Annotated in this window: 20 protein-coding genes; 12 read left to right on the plus strand and 8 right to left on the minus strand. The window is 35.8% G+C overall.

What is annotated here, in order from left to right; all coding sequences use genetic code 11:
- Together EA412_10455 and purE are read left to right on the plus strand one after the other, a co-directional pair.
- Positions 1-992 (plus strand): 5-(carboxyamino)imidazole ribonucleotide synthase (locus EA412_10455; GenBank protein TVR77637.1); only part of this gene is annotated, 992 nt, incomplete at its 5' end.
- Positions 993-999: 7 nt separating this feature from the next.
- Positions 1,000-1,497 (plus strand): 5-(carboxyamino)imidazole ribonucleotide mutase, encoded by a 498-nt coding sequence (gene purE, locus EA412_10460; GenBank protein ID TVR77638.1) that lies wholly within the window; start codon positions 1,000-1,002, stop codon positions 1,495-1,497.
- A 3-nt stretch (positions 1,498-1,500) separates the two neighbouring features.
- Here purE and EA412_10465 read toward each other — a convergent pair whose 3' ends face one another.
- Positions 1,501-2,445 (minus strand): phosphoribosylaminoimidazolesuccinocarboxamide synthase, encoded by a 945-nt coding sequence (locus EA412_10465; GenBank protein TVR77639.1) that lies wholly within the window; start codon positions 2,443-2,445, stop codon positions 1,501-1,503.
- Positions 2,446-2,468: 23 nt separating this feature from the next.
- On the minus strand, positions 2,469-3,473 hold the full coding sequence (locus EA412_10470) for a PhoH family protein (protein ID TVR77656.1): 1,005 nt from the start codon (positions 3,471-3,473) through the stop codon (positions 2,469-2,471).
- Between EA412_10470 and EA412_10475 the strand changes: the two genes are divergently transcribed.
- Both EA412_10475 and EA412_10480 read left to right on the plus strand, forming a co-directional pair.
- Complete coding sequence (locus EA412_10475; GenBank protein ID TVR77640.1) at positions 3,467-4,294, plus strand: hypothetical protein; 828 nt, start codon at positions 3,467-3,469, stop codon at positions 4,292-4,294. The two genes, EA412_10470 and EA412_10475, sit on opposite strands and share 7 nt — an antisense overlap.
- On the plus strand, positions 4,291-4,590 hold the full coding sequence (locus tag EA412_10480) for an antibiotic biosynthesis monooxygenase (protein ID TVR77641.1): 300 nt from the start codon (positions 4,291-4,293) through the stop codon (positions 4,588-4,590). Before EA412_10475 ends, EA412_10480 begins: the two co-directional genes overlap by 4 nt.
- On the opposite strand, the gene EA412_10485 is transcribed toward EA412_10480, so the two are convergent.
- Positions 4,582-5,346: an RNA methyltransferase gene (locus tag EA412_10485; GenBank protein TVR77642.1), complete on the minus strand. Its 765-nt coding sequence runs from the start codon at positions 5,344-5,346 to the stop codon at positions 4,582-4,584. The genes EA412_10480 and EA412_10485 overlap by 9 nt on opposite strands.
- Between EA412_10485 and EA412_10490 the strand changes: the two genes are divergently transcribed.
- Together EA412_10490 and EA412_10495 are read left to right on the plus strand one after the other, a co-directional pair.
- Positions 5,345-7,678, plus strand: a complete 2,334-nt coding sequence (locus EA412_10490) for a hypothetical protein (GenBank protein TVR77643.1) — start codon at positions 5,345-5,347, stop codon at positions 7,676-7,678. The two genes, EA412_10485 and EA412_10490, sit on opposite strands and share 2 nt — an antisense overlap.
- 79 nt (positions 7,679-7,757) lie before the next feature.
- Positions 7,758-8,801, plus strand: coding sequence for a hypothetical protein (locus EA412_10495; GenBank protein ID TVR77644.1), 1,044 nt, complete (start codon positions 7,758-7,760; stop codon positions 8,799-8,801).
- Between the two features lie 2 nt (positions 8,802-8,803).
- Here the strand turns inward: EA412_10495 and EA412_10500 are convergent, their stop codons facing one another.
- Positions 8,804-10,195 carry an arginine decarboxylase gene (locus tag EA412_10500; protein ID TVR77645.1) on the minus strand — a complete coding sequence of 464 codons (1,392 nt, stop codon included), beginning with the start codon at positions 10,193-10,195 and terminating at the stop codon, positions 8,804-8,806.
- 157 nt (positions 10,196-10,352) lie between these two features.
- Here EA412_10500 and EA412_10505 point away from each other — a divergent pair, with 157 nt between their 5' ends.
- Genes EA412_10505 through EA412_10515 form a run of 3 tightly spaced genes read left to right on the plus strand, consistent with a single transcriptional unit; the run spans position 10,353 to position 13,945 of the window.
- Complete coding sequence (locus EA412_10505; protein TVR77646.1) at positions 10,353-12,131, plus strand: arginine--tRNA ligase; 1,779 nt, start codon at positions 10,353-10,355, stop codon at positions 12,129-12,131.
- On the plus strand, positions 12,132-12,839 hold the full coding sequence (locus tag EA412_10510) for a TetR/AcrR family transcriptional regulator (GenBank protein ID TVR77647.1): 708 nt from the start codon (positions 12,132-12,134) through the stop codon (positions 12,837-12,839).
- Positions 12,840-12,886: 47 nt separating this feature from the next.
- Positions 12,887-13,945: a metal-dependent hydrolase gene (locus EA412_10515; GenBank protein TVR77648.1), complete on the plus strand. Its 1,059-nt coding sequence runs from the start codon at positions 12,887-12,889 to the stop codon at positions 13,943-13,945.
- Here the strand turns inward: EA412_10515 and EA412_10520 are convergent.
- Positions 13,922-15,979: a T9SS C-terminal target domain-containing protein gene (locus EA412_10520; GenBank protein TVR77649.1), complete on the minus strand. Its 2,058-nt coding sequence runs from the start codon at positions 15,977-15,979 to the stop codon at positions 13,922-13,924. The two genes, EA412_10515 and EA412_10520, sit on opposite strands and share 24 nt — an antisense overlap.
- 244 nt (positions 15,980-16,223) lie before the next feature.
- On the opposite strand from EA412_10520, the gene EA412_10525 reads away from it, so the two are divergent.
- Together EA412_10525 and EA412_10530 are read left to right on the plus strand one after the other, a co-directional pair.
- Entirely contained in the window at positions 16,224-17,738 is a 1,515-nt protein-coding gene (locus tag EA412_10525) for a hypothetical protein (protein ID TVR77650.1), read from the plus strand.
- A 7-nt stretch (positions 17,739-17,745) separates the two neighbouring features.
- Positions 17,746-18,906: a 1-deoxy-D-xylulose-5-phosphate reductoisomerase gene (locus EA412_10530; protein TVR77651.1), complete on the plus strand. Its 1,161-nt coding sequence runs from the start codon at positions 17,746-17,748 to the stop codon at positions 18,904-18,906.
- Positions 18,907-18,908: 2 nt separating this feature from the next.
- Here EA412_10530 and EA412_10535 read toward each other — a convergent pair whose 3' ends face one another.
- Both EA412_10535 and EA412_10540 read right to left on the minus strand, forming a co-directional pair.
- Complete coding sequence (locus tag EA412_10535; protein TVR77652.1) at positions 18,909-20,000, minus strand: alkane 1-monooxygenase; 1,092 nt, start codon at positions 19,998-20,000, stop codon at positions 18,909-18,911.
- Positions 20,001-20,079: 79 nt separating this feature from the next.
- On the minus strand, positions 20,080-21,210 hold the full coding sequence (locus EA412_10540) for an AI-2E family transporter (GenBank protein TVR77653.1): 1,131 nt from the start codon (positions 21,208-21,210) through the stop codon (positions 20,080-20,082).
- 137 nt (positions 21,211-21,347) lie between these two features.
- On the opposite strand from EA412_10540, the gene EA412_10545 reads away from it, so the two are divergent.
- Positions 21,348-23,150: a hypothetical protein gene (locus EA412_10545; GenBank protein TVR77654.1), complete on the plus strand. Its 1,803-nt coding sequence runs from the start codon at positions 21,348-21,350 to the stop codon at positions 23,148-23,150.
- Positions 23,151-23,157: 7 nt separating this feature from the next.
- Here the strand turns inward: EA412_10545 and EA412_10550 are convergent, their stop codons facing one another.
- A complete protein-coding gene (locus EA412_10550) occupies positions 23,158-24,639 on the minus strand; it encodes a GWxTD domain-containing protein (protein ID TVR77655.1) in 1,482 nt (493 codons plus the stop codon).
- Between the last annotated feature and the right edge of the window lie 135 nt (positions 24,640-24,774).

A 24,774-nucleotide genomic window follows, 5' to 3' on the forward strand; every position in this document is an offset into this window, starting at 1 on the left:
TTGTAAACAACTCTTTTAATGATGAGGATACAGTCTATGATTTCGGGAAAGATTGCGATATAGTTACCGTTGAGATTGAACACGTTTCCGTAAATGGTTTGAAAAGATTAGAAGCTGAGGGCGTTTGTGTTGCTCCATCATCGGCAGTAATTGAATTAATACAGGATAAAGGGCTGCAAAAGAATTTTTTTAAAGCGAATAATATTCCTACTTCTGATTTTTTATTAATAAACGAAAAAGCAGATCTAAAGAATAATTTAGATTTCTTACCGGCTTTTCAGAAATTAAGAAGAGAAGGGTATGATGGCAGGGGAGTGCAGAAAATACGTAAGCAGGAAGATATAGAAAAAGCATTTGAGAAGCCCAGTGTTTTAGAAAAACAAGTTGATATTGCGGTTGAATTTTCTGTTTTATCTGCCAGAAGCACTACCGGCGAAGTGATTATCTATGAACCTGTTGAAATGCATTTTCATGAAGGGCATAACATACTTGATAAGTTAATTGCTCCTTCTGAATTGAGCAAAGAGGTAATAAAAAAATCCCGTGAAATAGCTGTTCAGGTAGTCGAATTACTGGATTATCATGGAATAATGGCTATTGAAATGTTTTTAGATAAATCCGGGGAGATATATGTAAATGAATTGGCACCAAGACCGCACAATAGTGGTCATCAAACAATTGAAGGGGCTTATACTTCTCAGTACGACCAGCATTTTCGGGCAATAAGCGGACTGCCTTTGGGGAATCCGGATTTCATTTGGCATACTGTGATGATTAATTTACTTGGAGAGGAAGGCCATAGCGGAGAGGTTGTTTATGAAGGGCTGGCAGAGGTATTAAAAATACAGGGAGTATTTGTACATTTATATGGAAAAAAGTTGACGCGCCCTTGGAGGAAAATGGGACATATAACCGTTATGTCAGAAAATAGGGAAGATGCCGTAAAGAAAGCCGAAATGGCAAGGGATATGATTAAAGTAACATCTAAATAAGTTTAAAATGACAAAGGCAAAAGTGGGAATTATTATGGGAAGTCAGTCTGATTTGCCGGTAATGGAAAAAGCTGCTGAGATATTAAAAACATTAAATGTTGCTTTTGAAGTAGATATTGTTTCTGCACATCGCACTCCTGATAAGATGTTTAGCTATGCAAAAGAAGCTGAAGGGCGCGGTTTAAAGGTTATAATTGCCGGAGCCGGTGGAGCCGCTCATTTGCCGGGTATGGTGGCATCGGTGACGTCTTTGCCTGTGATAGGAGTTCCGGTTAAATCCTCGAATTCTCTGGACGGTTGGGATTCTGTATTGTCAATTTTGCAAATGCCGGCAGGTGTTCCGGTTGCAACGGTTGCTTTGAATAATGCGACGAATGCCGGTATTTTAGCCGCTCAGATTATTGCTACTTCAGATGAAAAAGTAAGTCAAAATGTAAAAGACTATAAAAAAAGCCTTAGTGACAAAGTCCATGCTACAGCAGCAGAACTAAAAAAGAAATTTTAATAGCTACACCAATTGATTTTGTATTTCTTTTATCTTTTCGGAAACTATCTTGGAAGTTTCGGCAGCGCTTAATTTACTTTGCTTCTCAAATTTTTTATCCGTCATTTTTTCATACAATTCTATATACCTTTCAGAAACCATATTGACAAACTCTATTGTCATTTCCGGAATGGATTGCCCTTCTTTTCCCTGAAAGTTATTTTGTATCAGCCATTGCCGGACAAATTCTTTTGAGAGTTGGTTTTGAGGCTGATTGTCCCTTAATCTCTTTTCATATTCGTCCCGGTAAAAATATCTGGAGGAATCCGGGGTATGGATTTCATCTATGAGATATATAGTATTTCCTTTTTTACCAAATTCATACTTAGTATCTACCAGTATCAGTCCTCTTTGGGCAGCCATTTGAGTGCCTCTTTCAAAGAGCTCTAAAGCTTTGGCTCTGATATATTCCCAATCTTCAGGGCTTGCTAAGTTGTTTTTTAAAAGATCGGCTTCACTAATATCCTCGTCATGACCTTCATTAGCTTTTGTGGTTGGAGTGATTATTGGCTGTGGAAAAGCTTCATTTTCTTTCATATCTTCCGGCAAGCTGACCCCACAAAGACTTCTGTGCCCGGCCTTATACATTCTCCACGCATGACCGGTCAGATAGGCTCTCACCACAACTTCAATTTTCAGAGGAATGCATTGATGTCCGATACTGATATTTGGCAAAGGACAATCGATTAGCCAATTCGGGATTATATCGGAGGTTTTTTCTAAAAAAAAGGCAGCCATTTGATTTAATACCTGCCCTTTGTAGGGAATAGTTTCCGGGAGAATCACATCAAAAGCAGAAATTCTGTCTGAGGCTTCAATAACGAGCAAATCTTTTTCTATAAAATATACATCTCTGACTTTTCCGCGATAAAAAGCACTTTGACCGCTGAGTTTTAAAATCTCATTCATAAAAAATATAGTTTCAAAGGGGTTTATTGATTATATTTAGAAGCCTTTTTTGCTTTTTCTCTTTCTTCTTCTTTTCGTTTCTCATCTTTATCAAATGCTGAAATGATTTTTTTCACCAATTTGTGTCTGATAATGTCTTTTTCAGCAAGCGTAATTTGAGCTATCCCTTCAATTTCATTCAGAATATTTATAGTATTAAAAAGTCCTGATTGTCTTTTTCTGGGTAAATCTATTTGAGTTAAATCACCGGTAATGATACTTTTTGCGTTGGGTCCGAGGCGAGTCAAAAACATTTTCAACTGGGCATCTGTAGCATTTTGAGCTTCATCCAATATGATAAATGAATGGTCTAAAGTACGGCCACGCATAAAAGCAAGCGGAGCAATTTCTATGATTCTGTTAGTTAAATAGTAATTTAATTTTTCTACAGGCAGCATATCATCCAGCGCATCATAAAGCGGAATGAGGTAGGGGTCGACCTTTTCTTTCAAATCTCCGGGCAGGAAACCTAAATTTTCGCCGGCCTCAACTGCCGGTCGGGTTAACACAATTTTTTTCACCTGCTTACTTTTCAATGCTCTTACAGCCAGGGCGACGGCCGTATATGTTTTTCCGGTTCCGGCAGGACCTATGGCAAAAAGGATGTCGTTTTTTTCTGACTCATTAACCATTTTTTGCTGGTTCTCCGTTTTGGCTTTTATTATTAAACCCCGGTTTCCAAAAACTAAAATATCTTCAGCTAATTCAGGTAAATCTAAAGTTTCTGGTGGAACATCCATAAGGATTGTCTCCATTGCTCTGTCATTAATTTGTCCGTGTTTATTATAATATTCGATCAGTAAATTCAATTTATTTTTAAACTTTTCCATATCTTCATTGCTGCCGGCAATCTTGATATTATCTCCGCGGGGGACTATCTTTAAACGTGGAAAAGCTTTTCTCATTAAAGATAATTTTGCGTTTTGAACACCAAATAATTCTATGGGTTCAATATTTTCAATCGATAGTATTATTTCATTCAATGCTATATATTTTTTTAATTTTGTCAAAAATACCGAAAACTTTTATCATGCACACTATTACCTTTACATCAGATTCCGGGGACGGCTCACCTTATCTGGCTTCACTAAAAGGTATGCTATTGCAACGCTTACAAGAGCGTATTAGTTTTGTAAACATAAATAATAACATTACTCATTTTGAATTGCCCGAAGCAGCCTTTATTTTAAAAAGATGTTATTCAGATTTTCCGGAAAATACGATTCACATGGTATTGATGAACTTGCCGGGTGGGAGTATTTCCAGATTGTTGTTTTCCAGTTTTAAAAATCAGCATTTCATAGTTCCGGATTTGGGTTTCTTTTCGCTTTTAGGTATTTCTAAACCGGATAAAGTATATGCTTTATCAAACATAGATGAAATTTATGATAAAAATTTTTCGGTGAAAGAAAGGATTGCTGAATTTACGGCTGAATATCTGAAAAAAAAATCAGTGCCGGCAAAATACCCGGAAATAGATGATTATGAGACTTTCCCGGATTTTTATCCTACCCGACATGAAAACTCTATTAACGGAAAGGTCGTTTATATTGATCACTATTCAAATGCGATTACAAATATTGATCAGCAACTTTTTAATGAAGTAGGAAAGGGGAAGCCTTTTGAGGTTAAATTTGACAGAAGCACTGTTTTAGACAGTATTAAGAATCAGTTTATTGATGTAAAAGATGGTGCTGCTATGTGTTATTTTGACAAACAGGGTTATTTGGTAATTGCAATAAAAAAAGGGGCGGCATCAAGTTTATTGAGATTATCTAAAGAATCGGACGTCGCAATTTATTTTAAATGATAGTACGAATTGTTCACATGTTTTTTGAAGAAGATAAAACTGCTGAGTTTTTATCAATTTTTGAAGAGGTTGCTCCTCAAATCAGGAATTTTGAGGGTTGTACGCATCTTGAATTATGGGAAAACAAGGATGTCCCCGGAGGATTTACTACCTACAGCCACTGGGAAGGAGAAGAGTTTTTGGAAAAGTATCGTTATAGTAAATTGTTTGAAAAAACGTGGGGAGATACTAAAAAACTGTTTAAACAATCTCCGAAAGCTTATTCTTTTGAAAAAACAAAGTTTACCTTATCTTGAAGAAGGGTATTGTTTTCTCCATAATGAGCTTAAGATACTGCCTGCAACAGCAACATTCAGGGATTCAGCTTTGCCAAATGCCGGGATGCTGATTTTTTTGTAATTTTCTGAAAGGATGTAATCTCTGATTCCTTTTCCTTCATTGCCCAGTATAATCAATGATTTTTCCGGAAACCGATAATCAAAAACTGAAATGCCATTTACATCGGCAGCTAAAACACTTTGGCTTTCAAAATGGATTTTCAAAAAATTATTTAATTCAGTGTATACAAAATTTACATTGCCTAAAGAGCCCATGGATGATTGTACTACTTTTGGGTTGTAGACATCAACAGTATCATTGGAGCAAATTAGTGCTTTTACACCAAACCAGTCGGCTATGCGTAAAATAGTACCGAGATTTCCCGGATCCTGTATGCCGTCTAAGGCCAGATAAAGGCCGTTGTTTTCATAGTTTAATTTTGGAGGGTCTTTTTTTTGAATAACAGCCAAAACAGGGGTTATAGTTGTCTGCCCTGAAATCTTTTTCATCTCATTTTCAGATATTTCTATAATTTTCAGGGGTTTTTGCTTTTCAATTTGTAATTTTTCAATAAAATCACCGGGAGTAATAAAAATATATTCAAACGTTAAAGTAGAAGAATTAAATAATGATTCAACGGTTTTAATACCTTCCGCAATAAAAAGGTTATTTTTATCCCTGAATTTTTTTAACTGTAAGGATTTAACAAATTTTATAAGATTATTCGTCAGCATGAATTTTACTTGTTATAAGGCAATATTAATCAATTTATTCATCATTGTATTAATTGCTTTTTTTTCTACATCTTGCAGTAATACCCGTTATTTATCGGAGGGGGAGTATTTACATGAAAGTAATCAGGTTGAAATAGTTGATTCGGATCAAGTAAAAAATAAAAGAGGACTAACCCGTGAGCTGAAGAGCATTGCCATTCCTGAGCCAAATCGCAGATTTTTGGGACTTTTCAGAATACGTCTGCAAATATATAATCTGGCTGACAGAAGAAAAGAAAATCGTTTCAGGTGGTGGCTAAAAAATAATATAGGTGAACCACCCGTAAAATTTGATAGCTTGAAAATTGAGCGCTCAAAGGTGATGATGACAAACTATCTTTTGAACAAAGGCTATTTTTATGCTGAAATTGATCATAGTGTTGAGAAGCAGTCAACCGGGTTAAAAACAGTGTATTATACCATCCGTGCAAAAGATTTGTATCGGCTGGGAGAAATTGCTTTTCAGACAGACACAACAAAAATACGAAGCCTGGTTAATGAAAATATGAATCAGACTCTGCTCAAAACAGGCGATCCTTTTGATGTTGATGTTATGCAAAGAGAAAGAGAGCGCATATCGCGTTTGCTGAGAGATAATGGATATTTTTATTTCAACAGGGAGTTTGTTTCATTTGATTTGGACAGCACTGTTAGCGATAAAAAAATTGACGTGCTTTTGCGTGTAAATCAGCCTCAGAATGAAAGACGGCATCAGCAGATGAAAATCCGAAATATTTATGTTTATCCCGATTATGACCCGGATGTATCTCAATTAAACTTAGAGCTGGATACGGTTAAAACGGATAATTTTTACATTATTCGAAAAGAGCAAAATGTAAAGTCAGCTACATTAATTAACAATATCCTCATAAATCCCGGGGACTTATACAGCATTACAGAATACGAAAGAAGTTTGGCTCAGTTGAGTGATTTGGGAATATTCCGATTTGTAAATATCCGGTATCAGGAAGTCACAAACTCCAATGAATTGGATTGTCTTATTTTTCTTACCCCGGCCAAAAGACAGGAAATGTCTGTTGAGGCAGAAGTAAACACACATTCAGAAACGGTGATTGGTGCCGGATTAATGTATCGATACAGAAATAGAAATATATTCAGAGGGGCAGAGGTATTGTCGTTCAACGTTTCCGGAGGGGTTGATTTTGATTGGGAATCAAGTACTCAGTTAATAAACACATCTGATTTTCAGTTTGAAGCAGGACTGCTGGTTCCTAAGTTTATGATACCCGTAAATTTACAAAGTATTTACAGAGGAGTCAGGCCTAAAACCCGATTTACTACCCGTTTCAATTACCTGAATCGTTTTGATTTTTACACCGTTTTTTCCTCCAATTTTCTATTTGGTTACGAATGGCGCGGAAGGAATTTTCAGCGTTTTCACTCATTGTATCCCATCAGTTTTAATCTGGTATCTTTTGATAAAGAAAATGCAAATCCGGCGTTTTTAGAAATTCTTGAAAGAAGCCCTCTTTTAAACAGTAGTTTCAGTAATCAATTCATTTTAGGCTTGAATTACAATATGATTTGGAACACTCAGCCCTTTAGAAGTCGGGAAAACTTTTTTTACTTTATATGGAATATTGATATAGCAGGAAATATGCTCAATGCTGTAAAGTCTTTATACAGTAATATAGATGAAGAGGTTGACAGAGAAAAAATCTTTAGCATTCCATATTCTCAATATGCCAAAACAGAAGGTGATTTTCGATATTATATCAATACGGGGGAATACAATAGTTTGGTTTTGCGATTAAATGCAGGATTGGCAGTTCCTTACGGTAATTCAGAAGTGCTGCCATATGTAAAACAGTTTTTTGCCGGAGGCCCCAACTCAATCAGAGCATGGAGAGTGCGTTCATTAGGTCCCGGCGGATATAATATAGAAGAGGATGATGTTGAAAATTTAGAGCTGAGACAGGTATTTTTTGATCAGACAGGCGATATAAAGATTGAGGCAAACTTAGAATACCGTTTTGATATTATTGGATTTTTTAAGGGAGCTGTATTTACCGATATTGGTAATATATGGTTGCTTAGAGAAGATTCTTTGAGGCCTTATGCAGAATTTTCGCCGGATAGATTTTATCGTGAAATAGCTGTTGGAGGCGGATTAGGAGCCCGATTAGATTTTAATTTTTTTGTAATTCGTTTTGATTTTGGTTTTCCGCTGAGAGATCCTGCGCAAAGAGATAACCCCTGGCGTTTTAACCAAATCAGGAAGTGGAGTTTAGATGATATGAACTTTAATCTTGCCATTGGTTACCCTTTCTGATAATTTTATAAAATGAATAAATGGCATAGTTCAAATAAATCCTTAATTTCACCGTTTTTACGATGTTCTATAGATAAATATGAGATTTAGACTAATTTATTTCTTTTTCATTTTTGTTTTGATAAGCGAATCGGCTTATTCACAAATTGGTGGTCAGCGCTCAAATGCTTTTCTCAATTTATCTACCTCCGCACGGGCTACCTGGTCCGGAGGCTATTTGATAGCTACCGAGCAAAGTGATATCGGACTTTCATGGCATAATCCCGCATTGTTGACTAACGAGAATCATCAGGATTTAAGTGTAAATTCAGCTTTTTTCCCATCGGGTATTCAATGGGGCTTTGTTGGTTATGGACATCATTTTGAAGACAAAGGCGTTTTTCAGGGAGGAATACAGTTTTTGAATTACGGAACTATAGACAGAACTACGCCTGACGGTGAGAAATCAGGAACTGCGAGTGCAATTGATATGTCAATGGGAGCGGGATATTCAATGCCTTTTGAAAAATATAATTTTGGAGCTAATTTAAAGTTGGTTTATTCGCAAATAGAAAATTATACCTCTTTTGGTGTTTTAGCCGATTTCGGTGCGACCTATGAAGATACTGCCGGTATGTGGATGGTTTCAGCCGTGTTTAAAAATATAGGAGCAAACATCATCAATTATTCGCCAAATGAGGCAATTCCCATGCCTTTTGAAATACAAATGGGTTTTACGAAGCGGTTGGAGCATTTGCCATTCAGGCTACATGTAATGGCGCATAATTTACAAAACTGGCGTTTACGCTATGATGATCCTTTTGCTACTGAAGGTACTTTTTTTGGGAGTGATACGGTAGTTTCTCAACCTCCTTTAATTGAGCGAGCTGCTGATGAGTTGATTCGTCATCTAGTTTTTGGCGGTGAGTTTTATTTTGGTCAGAGTTTTCGGGTTGGATTCGGGTATAATCATCAGAGAAGAAAAGAACTGGCTGTATCTACCCGTAAAGGTTTAGCCGGTTTTTCATTCGGTGCCGGAGTTCGAATCAACAGATTTCAAATTTATTATGGGAGAGGGCAGTATCATATTGCCGGCGCAGCTAACCATATCAGCATTACGACTAACATTAATGAGTTTCGTTAAACCTAATAACCTAAAATATTCAACATAGAATCAGCTGTTTGTTCGTTCGCAAACAGTCGGTGTTCAAAGCTTCCATCCTCTTTTTTCTGAACAAGCACATATTTTGGAGAAGGTATCAGGCAATGTTTTATACCGCCATAACCACTCATCTGATCCTGATAAGCGCCAACATGAAAGAATCCCAGATGTAGAGGTTCCGAATTATTGATTTTCGGTAAATAAACCTGATTTAAATGCGCCTCAGCATTGTAATAGTCATGAATGTCACAGCTTAGGCCACCAATATTTACCCGCTGATATTCATTTTTCCATTTGTTTATGGGTAACAAAATAAATCGTTGGCTAATGCCCCAAATATCCGGTAAAGTTGTCATCAGTGAACCGTCTATCATATACCAGTTTTCACTGTCATTTTGTAATTTCTCTCTTAATACCGAAAAAATCATAATTCCGCTTTCTCCAACGGTAAAATTCCCAAATTCAGTAAAAATATCCGGAACGGGTACATTTGCTTCCTTACAGGCTGATTGAATCTGGCTTACTATTTCTTCTATCATATAAGCATAATCAAATTCAAAGCCGAGGGAGTACTGTATAGGCATTCCACCACCAATATTCAGACGGTTTAGCGTAGGACATTTTTTTCTTAATTCTACATAGAGCTTGATGGCTTTATGCAATTCACTCCAGTAATAAGTAGAGTCACGAATTCCTGTATTTATAAAGAAATGCAGCATATTCAGATTAAACTTAGGGTGATTATGCAGTTTTTCCTCATGAAATTTAAGGATATCATTATACCGTATACCTAATCGGGATGTATAAAATTCAAAATTTGGCTCTTCTTCTGCTGCTATTCGAATTCCTATTTTGCAATTTTTTTGAATTTTTTGCTCATAAGCATTCAATTCATTCATATTGTCTAAAACAGGAATGATATTTTCAAAACCATCATTTACTAAACCTGCTAATTTGTCTGTGTAAGCTTCCGGCTTAAAACCATTACTTACAATATATATGTTTTTATCAATTTTTCCTTTCCTGTAAAGATTCATTATAAGATCGACATCAAAAGCAGATGAAGTCTCCAGATGAGCATCATTTTTCAGCACTTCATCTATAACAAATGAGAAGTGACTGCTTTTGGTGCAGTAGCAATAAATATATTTGCCGTCATAATTGACCTTTTTTATAGCATTGTTGAAAAGTGTTTTTGCCTTTTGAATCTGACTGCTGATTTTCGGTAAAAAACTTATCCGAAGCGGAGTTCCGTATTCTTCAATTAAATCCTTTAAAGGTAGGTCATGAAAATGTAAATAGTTGTCTTTAACTTCAAATCCGTTTTGAGGAAAATAGAAAGTCTGTTCAATCAGGTCTATGTATTTATTTTTCATTTTTTTTCTAAATCTTTAATAAAAGGAGCATTTCTTAAAATACAGAATTGGCACAAAGTTTTTATATATATGGTAGCTTGCTTTATTAGTTACCTCAAAAGTAATAATTTTGAAGCCTGTTGAAATATTTTTTAAGAAAAAAAATCAAAATTAAACAATGGATAAAGCGGGACTGATTTTAAAAAAGGCCTTTTCGGAATGTGTGTTAGCTAAATACAATGCAAATTTTCCCGTATCTGATGTCATAGTCAATGAAACACCGGATGAATTTGTAGGTGATTTTACGATAGTAATTTTCCCGATAGTGAAGTTAGCCCGAAAAAAGCCCGAAGAAGCTGCTGCTGAAATAGGGGAGGAATTGATAAAAAAAGTTTCGTTTATAGAGTCTTATAATGTCATAAAAGGATTTTTAAATTTAGTTTTGAAAGACAGCTACTGGAAGGAGTTTTTAAACAAGGAGTATAATGCGGAAGGTTATGGCATTTTTGCACCCGATGGCACTGAAGAAGCTGTTGAGTATTGTGGTCCCAATACAAATAAACCCCTGCATCTCGGACATATACGAAATATGTTGATTGGCTGGTCTATTATTAAAATCCTGGAAGCAAACGGAAAAAAAATCCAAAAGTTAAATATTTATAACGACAGAGGCATTGCAATCTGCAAATCGATGGTGGCATGGCTTCATAAAGGTGAAGGCAAAAAACCGTCAGATACCGGTGAAAAAGGCGATCATTTTGTAGGTAGATTTTATGTTTTATTTGACAAAATGCTGAAACCACAGATTCAGGAACTGATAGATAAGGGTATGCCGGAAGAAGAAGCAAAAAAAGAAGCACCACTTATGAAGGAGGCTTATGATTTATTGCGAAAATGGGAATTGGGAGATGATGAAACAATGTCTATTTGGCAGCAAATGAACGATTGGGTTTACAGCGGCTATGAGGAAACTTTTAAAACAATTGGTATTTCATTTGACAGACACTATTACGAGTCTGAAACCTATCTTTTGGGAAAAGAAATAGTAAAAGAAGGATTGGCAAACGGTTCATTAATCAAAAAAGAAGATGGCTCTGTTTGGGTGGATTTAACAGATGAAGGCCTGGATGAAAAAATTCTACTCAGAAAAGACGGAACCTCCGTTTACGTAACTCAGGATTTAGGTACTGCCGAGCAGCGTTTTTCTCATTTTCCAATAAAAAGATGTATTTACGTTGTTGCCAACGAACAGGATTATCACTTCAAAGTTTTGCAAAAAACCTTAGCAAAAATCGGTAAAAAATATGCTGAGGGCATTTATCATCTTTCTTATGGTATGGTAGATTTGCCAGAGGGTAAAATGAAATCGAGGGAAGGTACCGTTGTAGATGCAGATGATTTATTACAGGAAATGTTTCAAACAGCCGAAAACTATACCAGAGAACTAGGAAAACTGGATGACTTTGATAATAATGAAGCTCAAAAGCTCTATAAAATTTTAGGTTTAGGGGCATTAAAGTTTTTTATTTTACGGGTCGATCCAAAAAAGAGAATGTTATTTAATCCTCAGGAATCAATTGATTTTCAGGGGCAAACGGGTCCTTTTGTTCAATATACTTTTGCCAGAATACAATCAGTGCTGAGAAAGGAAAAGCCGCAACAAGCCAATCTTTTGAATGATTATAAACCTGCTGACAGGGAACGCAAGTTGCTCCGTTTGCTTTATTTATATCCGGAAAAAGTATCTGAAGCCGGTGCAAACCTTGATCCCTCTGTGATTTGTCATTATGCATACACTTTGGCTAAGGAATTTAACGGATTTTATTCTGCTTTTTCTATTTTAAATGCTGAAAATGAAGATGCAAAGCAATTTCGACTGGCTTTGTCTGAATTTACCGCACAGGTACTAAAAAAGTCTTTTGATCTACTGGGAATAGAGATGCCATATAAAATGTAAATAAAATTGAAAAGTCAAAGGCAAAAAGCAAAAGAGTCAACAATCACCAAAATTGTAAAAGCTGCTGAAAAGCTTTTCTTTAGTAAGGGTATTGCCCAGACAACTATGGATGAAATTGCTACTCTCGCAAATTGCAGCAAAGCAACTTTATATTCTTATTTTCCATCCAAGGAAGAACTGATTTTTGCAATTGCCAAAAAGGGGAATGAAAAATGTCAGTCCATGCTCACAAAAGCAGCTTCGTCTTTTAATACAGGAGCAGATAAAGTAAGAGCTATCGGTTACGAATTCTTTAATTTTGCAGCTACTTACCCGGATTATTACCATTACCTTTCACTTTATGTAAGCATAGATTTATATAAAATGGACGATGAAAATGCAAAAGCTTTGTTAAATATCGATAAAATTTTAGCTGAAAATATTGAAATTGGTATTCAGGACGGAACAATTAAAGATAGTGCAAATGCGGATGTAATAGCCAAATGTCTTTGGTTTATGGCTCATGGATTAATTCAGTTTATCAGCAATAAAGGAGAATTACTGGAAAGTGCTACAGCTATTAAAACTAAAGATATGCTGAGTACATGTTTTATAATTCTGGAAGATAGTTTAGCTGTCGACCCGCAATACAGAGGTTTGATTGATAAAAATCCGCATATGTTTGACGCATTAGCTAAAAAACTTTTATCAAATAAAACGAAAGTTTGATAATCTATTTTAGGTTTTTACTGTTAGAAAGGCAAAATATATAAAAATTGGATCCGATAACACACATGGCTGTTGGGGCCGCAGTAGGAGAGGCTTTATTAGGAAAAAAAATAGGAAACAAAGCGCCTGTATATGGTGCTCTGGCTGCATTTATACCTGATTTAGATGTTTTATTTGGTTTGTTTCTACATCCGGTTGACTATTTAAGTATCCACAGGGGATTTACCCATTCAATCTTTTTTCCGTTTTTACTGGCTCCTTTTTTAGCTTATTGGGCATATAAGAAAAATAAAGATAAAGAGGTCCCGCTAAAGCAATGGTTTTGGTTTTTTGTAGCGGTGATTATTTCACATCCACTCATAGATATAATGACGGGTTACGGAACACAGTTTTTCTACCCAATCTCCAGATATGCCATTGAGCTAAATACAATCTTTATCATTGATCCTTTATTTACCATTCCGCTTTTGGTTGGGATTATCTATATATTGGTATCTAAAAGAGCCCGTACAAAAAGAACGAAAATCAATTATACCGTACTTGGAATTAGTTTTTCTTACCTGATGCTGACGGTAGTATTTAAACTTTTTGCAATGCAGGCCTTTTATTCAGCTATTGAAAGAGACAATATTCAATATGAGCGGATGAGGACTTTCCCCGGTCCCTTTGCCTCTTTCTTTTGGAGAGGATTGATAGAAACTGAAGATGGTTATTATGAAGGCTATCACTCTCTTTTTGGCTCAGCCCGTGATATTGAATTTCACTTTATTCCAAGAAATGAGCACAAAATTAAAGAGATAAAAGATTCTTATGCTGTAGGTGAACTTTTATGGTTTTCAAAAGGATATTATCATATTAGCACGAATGAAAAAGGAAATTTAGTTTTCAATGACTTACGATTTGGCAGCTATCTGGGCTTTATGGGAGATTACTCAGATTTTATTTTTAGTTTTAAAATATTGAAAAACAAACCCGATCAGCCTTATCCCATCAGTTTTAATCAGGAAGTTGGGAGTTTTAGTGTCTCCGCATCTGATTTAAGAAAATACTTTTTAACTGCCTGGGGTAGAAAAGAAAGTCATTTAGTAGCCACCCCGGATAATTAACTTTTGCTGAAAAATATCTTTCTCAGACTGAATTTCAAGTATATACATGCCATCCGGAAGTCCGGTAACATTCACCTGTTTGTTTTCAAATTTTTGAATGTCCAAAAATTGACTCATTAATTTTTTACCGTTTAAATTGTATAAGCGCATTATACCGTTAAATGACTCAAGGTTGTTACTCTGAATATTAATAATTCCATCACTGGGGTTTGGAAAAATGTTCAATCTTTCAGTTGGACTTGTTTCAAAAATTGAAGAAATTTCTATTTCCGGTTTTTCACATTCAAAGCCACTGTTTCCACCTTGAATTCCGACTGTAAAGTTGTAGCGAATTTCTGTTCCGAAATCGGGATTAAAGCTTCTCAATAAAGAGTTATTGGTGTTTCTGAACCGGATAAATCCACTCCCTGCCTGAGCCTGATTTGCCCAGTAACTCAATCCGTCTTTCCCTGAGTCTGTCAGCAAAAAGGTATAACAGCCCGGGTCAAGTTGAACAGTTTCATTGTAAACCGTATTTGCATCAAACTGTGTTTTTTGAACTACGGTGTCTCCGGCATCATTGAGTATAAAAAAAGCATTTTCTTCCGGTCTTTGGTTGGTGCGCATATTGATCACAAACTCATCCGGTAATACAGGAACAGTCTCAAATGGAGTGCTCATAAAATTATTAGCGTCGTAGCCGTCTATTTTGTTATTCGGATATGAAATTTCTGCATAGAAGATATGAGAGTGATTGCTGTCTTCCGGCCAATTAAAATTTGGGAGTTCAACAACTGCTGTCTCTAAAAACTCCAGGGAACCTTCCCATAAATAGTAGCAGGGTGTTTCTCCTTCAATGCCGTACTCAATTAGCAGACTGTTTAGGCTTTCTTTTCCTCTGTTTCTTATTTTTACAGCCGGATTTGCACAAATTGGATTCATTCTCATATACCTGTCATGATTCGAGGGTTTAAGGATATCCAATAATTCGGCATCCAGGTTTAAAGTAGGTTCTCCATACTGAATCAACTGTACAGTAACAATATGAACCGGTGTTTGAGGACCTGTCCAGGTATAAGGTTCTACATCAAAATTAATTTCAACATCTTCTCCGGCTGTCACTAAAGAACCAATTTCATGTTCAAAAGGAAAAACCTTGTCTCCCGGACACCAGTTTGCCCTGTCCAGTAACCAGGTGCCACCTTGTGGATACACATTATTTAATCCGCAATCATCTCTCCACATGCTTTCGCTAAACTGAAAATTTCCATCAATAAAAATGAAATAATCCAGTACACAGAATTCTGCACAAAACAAATTATTGTCAAAAGCGTGCCCGCTGGGCAGGACTTTCAGCTTAGCTGTTTTCATATCCTCGGAAATGCTCATTGTTTTTGGAGGCATTACATTATCCTGAAAATCCTGAGTATCATGATATGAAAAAGAGCCCATATATACATTGTCAATGCTTATGACGTTGCGGGGCGGGATACCTTCTATAAATTCAAAATCCAAAGTAACACTAAATCCACTGGACCATCCTGAATAAAAGGCTTTTACATAAACACTGTCTTTCAGCATATGAGCATAGTCAGTAACATCATATAAAAAAGTATGTTCCCAGTCATTATTATAACCCTGACTATTATTAGCCATATACCCGCCATAAGGAGTAATAGCTCTGGCAATTTCATATTCTGTACCGGCTATGGAATAATTCCAGTTTGTATCTACTATCAGGGGGTTCGTTTGTATTGTATCAAAAGAACTGACGGATGAGTCTGTGTAGAAATCAGGCACTATATAAATGTTAGTAGTATAATCCCAGTCACTGCAACCATTAGAGGCGCAACCCATGGTGTATTTTAATATAATCTTTTCATAAGTTTGAGACCCATCCGGAAACTCTGCAAATTGATTGTAACTTCCATACCAGGTCATGTCTACTTTATCATGAACCCGGACATGAGTAGTATCTTTTGAAGCAGTTTGTGCGAATATTCCGCCAGGAAGAATGAAAAATAAAAGATAAATAATTATATATGTATGTTTCATGCGTAGAGTTTGTTAATTTTATATGTTAAATATATATTTTTAGAGGATTGTGCATTTAGTAAAGCCTAAAAATATAAAATATCTGTTGATTTTAATAAGCTCGCTGTATAAAAGAATTGATACAATAATTAAGCAGTATTTTTTCTTTTATCCATAGCTGTTTAAAATAGGTCTAATTTGAGAGAAAAAAGGGATTAATTTATATTTTAGCGTATATTCAATCAAAAGTATTCTAATTAAAATTATGGGCGTAAAATCACTTTTAGCAAAACCTGTTGTTCATTTAATGGCTAAATCGGTTAATAAATCCCGGGTAAACCCTTTGGATTGCCAAAAAAAGGTGTTTGAAAGCTTAGTAAAGGAGGCCGGGAATACGAATTTTGGAATTGAACATGATTTTAGATCAATCAAAAACTATGAAGATTTTAAAAAGAATGTTCCTATCCGGGAGTATGAAGATTTTAAACAGTATATAGAAAAAATTAAAAAGGGCGATAGTGATGTTTTATGGCCCGGGAAACCGTCATATTTTGCTAAAACCTCAGGCACAACCTCCGGAGCAAAGTATATTCCAATTACAAAAGATTCAATACCGAATCACATAAATACAGCCAGAGCATCATTAATAATGTATATTAACCGTACCGGAAACAGTAGTTTTTTAGACGGTAAAATGATGTTTTTGTCCGGAAGTCCTGAAATGGAAAGCGTTAGTGGTATAAAAACCGGTCGTCTCAGTGGAATTGTCCATAATCATGTCCCTTCTTATTTATTAGCAAACCGTTTGCCCTCCTACGAAACTAACTGCATAGAAGAGTGGGAAGAAAAGATGGAAAAGACGGCTGATGAAACGCTGGGTGCAGATATGCGTTTAATTTCCGGAATTCCTCCCTGGATTATTAGTTATTTTGAAGTGTTGATGAGACGTAGTGGTAAGAAAATAATTGAATTATTCCCGCATTTTTCTGTTTTGGCTCATGGAGGAGTTAATTATGATCCGTATAAAGATGCGTTGGAAGAACTTATTGGAAAAAAAATCGATACGCTTGAAACATATCCGGCATCAGAAGGGTTTATTGCTTTTCAGGATGCAGAAGATGAACTGGGATTGTTGCTAAATGTAAATTCAGGTATATTTTTTGAATTTATTCCCTTAGATCAGATACATGATGAAAACCCGGAAAGATTTCAACTTGAGGATGTGAAAACAGATGTAAATTATGCTATAGTTATAAATAATAATGCCGGTTTATGGGGTTATAGCTTGGGAGATACCGTAAAATTTCTTTCAACAAAACCTTATCGAATAAAAGTTACCGGCCGAGTCAAACATTATATTTCAGCCTTTGGAGAGCATGTTATTGCAGACGAAGTAGAATGGGCTATGGGGCAAATGACAGCCGAAAAAAAAGCAGCTGTAAATGAGTTTACTGTTGCACCTCGTATGAATCAGTCAGATGAAAAGCCTTGCCACGAATGGTATGTAGAGTTTAGTCAAATGCCTGATGATAAGGAAGGTTTTGTGAAAAGACTGGACGAAAAAATGCGGGAGAAAAATATATATTATGATGATCTGATTAGAAGTGGTATTTTAAGCCCGTTAAAAGTTTTTGCTTTACCGGAAAACAGCTTTAGAGAATACATGAAATCTATAGGTAAGTTAGGGGGGCAAAATAAGATTCAGCGACTGTCTAATTCAAGAGAGATTACAGAACAGCTTGACAAATTTGTGACCGAAAAATGGGAGATAAAACCATAGTTAAAATATGACAAAGAAGAATATTGCTATTCTTGGCTCTACCGGGTCAATAGGTACGCAGGCATTAGAAGTTATAGAGGAACAAAATCATTTGTTTGAAGTTCGTTTGCTCGTAGCCGGCTCAAATGCTGATTTACTGATTGCTCAGGCAAGGAAGTTTCAACCGGATATGGTCGTCATAGCAGACGAAGATAAATATGATTATGTTAAAGAGGCTTTGAGCGATACTTATGTGAAAGTTTATGCCGGAAAAGAATCTATAAATGAATGTGTTCAATTTGAAAGTATAGATATAGTCTTAACAGCAATGGTCGGCTATGCCGGATTAGCACCGACTCTACATGCAATTTCAGCAGGGAAGCATATTGCACTGGCAAATAAAGAAACGCTGGTTGTAGCAGGAGAATTGGTTATGCAGGCAGCCGCAGAGAAAAATGTAAATATCATACCCGTAGATTCAGAGCATTCTGCTATTTTTCAATGTATGGCAGGAGAATGGCATAATCCAATTGAAAAAATTTATCTAACTGCTTCCGGTGGTCCTTTCAGAGGTAAAAGTATTCAGGACTTGGAAAAAGTTACAGTTAAGCAAGCTCTCAAACATCCCAACTGGGAAATGGGAGCAAAAATTACCATAGACTCAGCAACACTTATGAACAAGGGCCTGGAAGTGATTGAAGCTCGTTGGCTTTTCAAGCTAAAACCCGAACAGGTAGATGTGATTGTTCATCCACAATCTATAATTCATTCAATAGTACAATACAAAGATGGGTCCATGAAAGCGCAAATGGGCTTGCCGGATATGAAGTTGCCCATACAGTATGCATTCACATTCCCGGCAAGGGTTGAAAATACGTATCCGCGTTTTAATTTCTTAGATTACCCTTCTTTAACTTTTGAAAAACCGGACTATAAAACCTTTAAAAATCTGTCTCTTTCATTTGACTCCATGAAAAAAGGTGGGAATATGCCCTGTGTATTAAATGCTGCAAATGAAGTGGCAGTTGATGCCTTTTTGAAAGGGAAAATTAAATTTTTACAAATAGCTGAAACAGTTGAAAATGCTCTTTCTGAGATGCCCTTCATAGCCAAACCATCTATTTTGGATTATATTGAAACCGATAAGGAAACCCGTATCCGAAGCACTCAAATTTTAGAAAAGTTTTAGTATTAAGCTACTTTTTGACTGTAATACTTTTCCTTCCAACTATCTAATTTTTTATTCATTACCCGAAACCATAGTGGTGGAAAAAGAGCCAGAATTATCATTGTAGGGTAGCTGGCCGGCAGCTGAGGACTTTCTTCCCAATGTCTCAAAACCTGATATCTTCTATTGGCAAAAGCATGATGATCGGAATGTCTTTGCAGCTGAAAAAGAAAAAAATTACTAACCAGATGATTGGCATTCCAGGAATGAATTGGTTTTACACGCTCATATTTTCCGGGTTCAATTTCTTCACGTGTGATTCCGTAGTGTTCTATATAATTTACCAACTCCAGTAAGGTAATGGCAACAAAACTTTGACTAAAGAATAAAATCGGGATAGCCCATTGGAAAGTACCGCTTAAAAAGCTAAATAAAGTAGTAAGTGCTGCACAAAAAACAAAGGGTAAAATTGTATACCATATCATGCTGTTGGAAATTGAAAAAGGGGAAAGGCCTTTCTTTCGAAGTCTTTTATTTTCAATTTTCCAGGCGCTAAAATAACTGCCAAAAACAGTTCTCGGCCAAAACCGATAAAAAGACTCGCCATATTTTGCTGTTGCCGGGTCTTTAGGTGTAGCTACATGTACATGATGGCCGCGGTTGTGCTCCACAAAAAAGTGCATATAGCTGACTGTCATAAGTAAAACCTTACTATAAAACTGTTCTATTTTTGTGTTTTTATGACCTAATTCATGCGCAACTGTAATCCCAATGCCACCGGTCATAGTCCCTAAGCTCAAAATAAAGCCTGTCCACTCAAAAAGATTATAATTTAATTGCGTAACCTGATAACAGGAGAAGATCACTACAAACACCTGAATATAGGCCCACAAATAGGTGATAAAGCGATAGTAAAACTTTTTAGATTCTTCAGATACAGAACCTTCGTCTACATTTTCACTGTCTTTCCCGACCAGCAAATCCAATGCCGGTAATACGAAGAAAGCAAATAAAAACCCCATATAAGTGTATCCGCCGCCGGCTTTCATCCCGATAAAGAATAAAGCTGTAATTAAAAAGGCCGATAAAAATCCAATTCGTTTTATAAAACTCATGTTAGTTTGTTTAATATTCAAAACTAAAAAACTAAACTGAGAGTTCAAATATTTTTATAAATAATTTATTTAAAAAGTCTTAAACGTCTGGGTTACTTTTTTTTATAAAAGGTAAATACTTTTGTAATTTTTTAAACTGAATAGCATGCTTGGCCGTACCTTCCTCTCCTAAGAGGAAAGCAAAAGGCTTCATAGATTCGATATGTGAAAAAACAATTTTTGAAATAGCCAGAAAAGGTACAATTAACAACATGCCGGGAATACCCCAAACCATACTTGCTCCCACCAGACCGGTTATAATAAAAAATGGATTTACCTTCACATTACTGCCGACTATATTTGGTGTGAGTATATTGTTTTCAATAAACTGAATAATGATAAAGAGTATCAATACTTTAAAAGCTAAGGCAATATCATTCTCAACTAAAATGGCAAATAAAAGTGGAACAGCACCTCCCAGTAAAGTTCCGAAATAAGGGATGAAATTAAATAAGGCAGAAATAATTCCTAAGGGAAGTGCATACTTTACACCAACGATAGTAAGGCCTACTGTATTGATAATCATCAAAATTAAAACTACTATAAGAACACCCCATAAATACTGAGCAGAAACTTTTGAAATTTGTCTGAGTATATTAATTAAGTCAGCCTTGCGGGCTTTAGGTGTAATTTTAAACATGAAGTAAGCAAACTTTGTGCGGTAGTATAAAAATAAAAAAATATAAACAGGAAGAATGGCAAAAGTGAATATGGTATTTGCTGTTGTGCTGAAAACATCACCGAAGAAATTATCACCTGTATTCATAAGATCTTCAATCTTACTCTCTACAAAAATTTTGGTTTCATCCGGGTTCAGACCAAATGCTGAACCGAATCTGGATAACTGATCAATCAAATTTGCCATTGCTAATTCAACCATTTCCGGTAATTTTTCAGCGAAGGGACCAAATTTTGCAATTACAAATATTGCGATTCCTCCAAATACTGCCAGCGTGCTTATAATGGTGATAAAACTTGCTACAATTCTGGGGACTCTCTTTTTTTCTAACCAGTTAACAATGGGATAGGCAAGATAAGCCAGTAAAAAACCAAAGGCAATAGGATATAAAAAATTCCTGACAGCAATAATAGCATATAAAAACAAAATAGCAGCCAGTAAGTAAAAAGTTACTTTTTTAGCCAGTTGATAACGCTTGTCTATGTTATTCATTGATTTTTTTTTCGAAGATATTTAATTATATAAAACTAATGCAATGTGTTGGCTAAGTTTTTACTTTCATGTAACCTATAGCGGCGAATTACGTAATCAGCATATATACATAATTTTTTCAAATAACAGTTGACTTTATGCACAAAAAATACTTTTTAGCCGCTCTTTTTCTTTGTTTTGCTTTTTTACCAAGAGCTTTTTCTTTACAAAGCGATAATTTAGTGTGGTTTGATGGTGAAAAAAAAATATCAGCTGAAATTATTAATGTTGAAAGTTTATTAAATAATGAAACTCCTTTAAAGAACAACAAATCTCTAAAGATTATTATTTCCGAAGAGCAAGATAAGCCGGCCGTTTATCATATAGACCATCATCTGTTTTTATACTTTGATGAGAAAAATCAACCGGACAAGGAAGCTACTGAAGCGTTTTTTGAAAAATATAATCTGAATTGTGAAAATTGTTCCAATGAGCAGAATCCTCAGGTTTTAAGACTAAATCAGAAAGAGAAAAATATAATTAAAACCGTAAATGCTATAAATTTTATCAATATGAAGTATGCCGGTAGTGGCATCAAAGCTTATCCCAATCGGATAGATTTATTCAGTCCCGATATGTTTAATGATTTTTATCTGAGAAACTCCTGGTATGTTATAAATAACGGACAAAGGATTTTCTGTTATGAAGATACTTATTTGGGAGATATTGACTTAGGGATCTCACAGCTTTGGGAAAATAATATAACCGGTGAAGGGGTAAAGATTGGAGTAATAGATTTTGATGGTTTTGAGTTTGCTCATCCGGATATGTCAGAACGTTTTTTAGAAGGTTGGGATGGTGTTCAAAATGCTCCATATAATGAACATTCATTTACGCACAATACCAGCGCGCATGGAATGGCTGTTTCAGGAATTATTGCTGCAAATGCAAATAATAATGAAGGCTCGGCAGGTATAGCTCATCAGGCTAAAATAATCCCGCTATTAGTTGACGGTTCTGAAATTTCATTATTGAGAGTGTTAGATAAGGTAGGCCCGGATCACTTTAATCTTGATATTCTGAACATGAGCTTTTCCTACCACTCTTCGAGTGAATTGGTAGAAATTGCTATAAAAAATTTATATGCTAACGGTAGAGTTTTAAATGGACAGCCTTTAGGCACAGTAATGGTTTCTTCATATGGTAATCTTGCAACTCCCGACTCTGTAAATTTGCCATTTCCTGCTTCCATGAGTGAAATTATTAGCGTAGGAGCCTCTGCTCCGGACGATCGCTTGAAGCAGGTCAATGACAGTTGGGATTTGCCTAACTTTTCATGGGGAAGTAATTACGGAAATTATATGGATGTCATAGCGCCGGGTGTATGTGTATTTACAACAGATTTTTCAGGTAATAACGGATATTTGACAGGTCATGATTATGTAGCTTTTCATATGACTTCTGCGGCAGCTCCCGTTGTAAGTGCAATTGCAGCTTTAGTTTTACAGGCAAACCCGAATTTTACTGCGACAGATATAAAAGACCGAATTTTAAGTACAGCAGATAAAGTTCACTCGGAAGATTATGATTATTTTCAAAATTCGGATAAACCGGGACATAGCCTCGAAGCCGGCTTTGGAAGGGTAAATGCATTCAAGGCTGTTTATGGTGAGACGACCGGATTGACAACTTCCGTAAGTCATTCATCAGGAATTAAAATATTAAACGACCTCTCAGGATATTTGGCTATTCAATTTTCAGAGCCGCAAAGTGCATCAAAATTTACGGCAGAAATAATTGATTTTTCCGGTAGGGTTTTATATAAGACCGACTTCAATGTTACAGACTCAGATTATCACGAATTATTTTTTAATCAGTTCTCAACAGGAATTTATATTTTGAGAGTCAGTGACAACAATTTTCGCTTTGTGCAAAACGAAAAAGTATTTCTAAAAAATTAAACTTTTTCTATTCTCTAATGAAATCTTCAAGCTTTGAACCAAAATGATCTCTAAAGCTTTCCCTATCTAAATCACTTCCACCTTCAGTCATCTGGAAAGAATTGTAAATTTTCATTCTCCAACGCGGGTCATAAGTCTCACCTCTGGCTGTAGAGTGAATCAACTCATAATTATTGGAAACCAAATCGGGATTGTAAAAAATGAATCGAACATTAGTCTGCCCGTCATCCATAGCATAATAATTCCAGACTTCATAAGGCATAGCACCGGGTTCTCTCGGAGCTCTTTGCATATTCGAAGGCACACCATAGCGCAGATAAACCCTACCGCGGTCAGTTTCAAAACCGTATTCAATATTTGTGCCGTAGCTGTTATTCACCTTTTGCACTTCTTCCATATAGCTTTTAAAAGCTTGTTCCGGATCTGATGCATCTCTTTCTCTCCAAAAGTTATAAAGTACCAATTGCATCCTTTCCAGGCCGGGCTCGCGAATAAGGTTTCTCATTTGATTATCTTCACCTATCTCTGCAATTGGAAGCATGGCTCTCAATAAATACGCCATCTCTTCTTTATTATACTTACCCACAAAAGTATTTCCTAAGTCAGATGAACTGCTTGCCAGCAATCTTTCCTGACTCATATCCGGATTACTCCGCTGAAAGAAGGTTTTTTGACTTTCTATAACCTCATTATTTCTATCTCTGGCTTCTACCAGTAAATTGTAATTCCCTGATGGCAGATTACTTATGTTAAAAGCACCTAACAAACCATGGAAAGGCGATGAACTCATTCTGCGCACACGCTTCATATCAGGCACCAAATTTCCATTTTGCCTCAATATAGAATAACTTATTAAAAAATCATCTCCCAAAGCCTTTTCAGCATTATACAACTCAACATAAAACTGTAAACGATTTAAATCCCCCGGAAAAAAATTAACAATCTGGGGCTGCATAAAAACACCGTTTTTAATAAAGGGGTCATCGCTATCAGCAAGCTCGCCCCTTTGTTCAAAAGCTTCTAAAAAAGTGAGGTCTGAAATATAAAAAGCCTCTTTATCAGCATAATCAACAACTAAAGGCTCGCTCCATTCTAGTTGAACTGCTTCACGATTATTTACATCATTTATCTGGACCTTAAAAGTATATTCCCCTTTGTCGAGCATAAACTTCTTTTTATCTAATAGGCTCCTTCTTTTTGTATCCTCTTTTTCGTATTCCGGGCTATGCAAAATATATCTGTCGTAATTAACAATCAAACTGTCTTTTTTAAAAAGCATCGTAATCTCAAGGCTGCCCTGATAATTGCCGTTTTCATTTTCAACATAGGTAAGCATTCTGCCCGGTATCTGTATGTTTGTTTCTACATAACTGCCCACACCCGGATAAAGAAAAGTATTGTTCTGTACCCATATTTGAGAAGCATGAGCATGGAAACTGCCACCAATCAAAAAGAAAAGTATTGAGAGAGAGTAAATAAGTTTTTTCATAATACAATATTTAACTCTTTTAACAAGAAAAGAGTATACTACTACTTATAAAAATACAAATAATACTAAGGAAAGTTCCGAGAATGACATCTGAAAGAATAAAATCTGCTCAAAAATCGACTTTATTGATTGTAT

The sequence above is a fragment of the Chitinophagaceae bacterium genome (assembly GCA_007695095.1).
In the GTDB taxonomy this organism is placed as follows: Bacteria; Bacteroidota; Bacteroidia; order Chitinophagales; family REEL01; genus REEL01.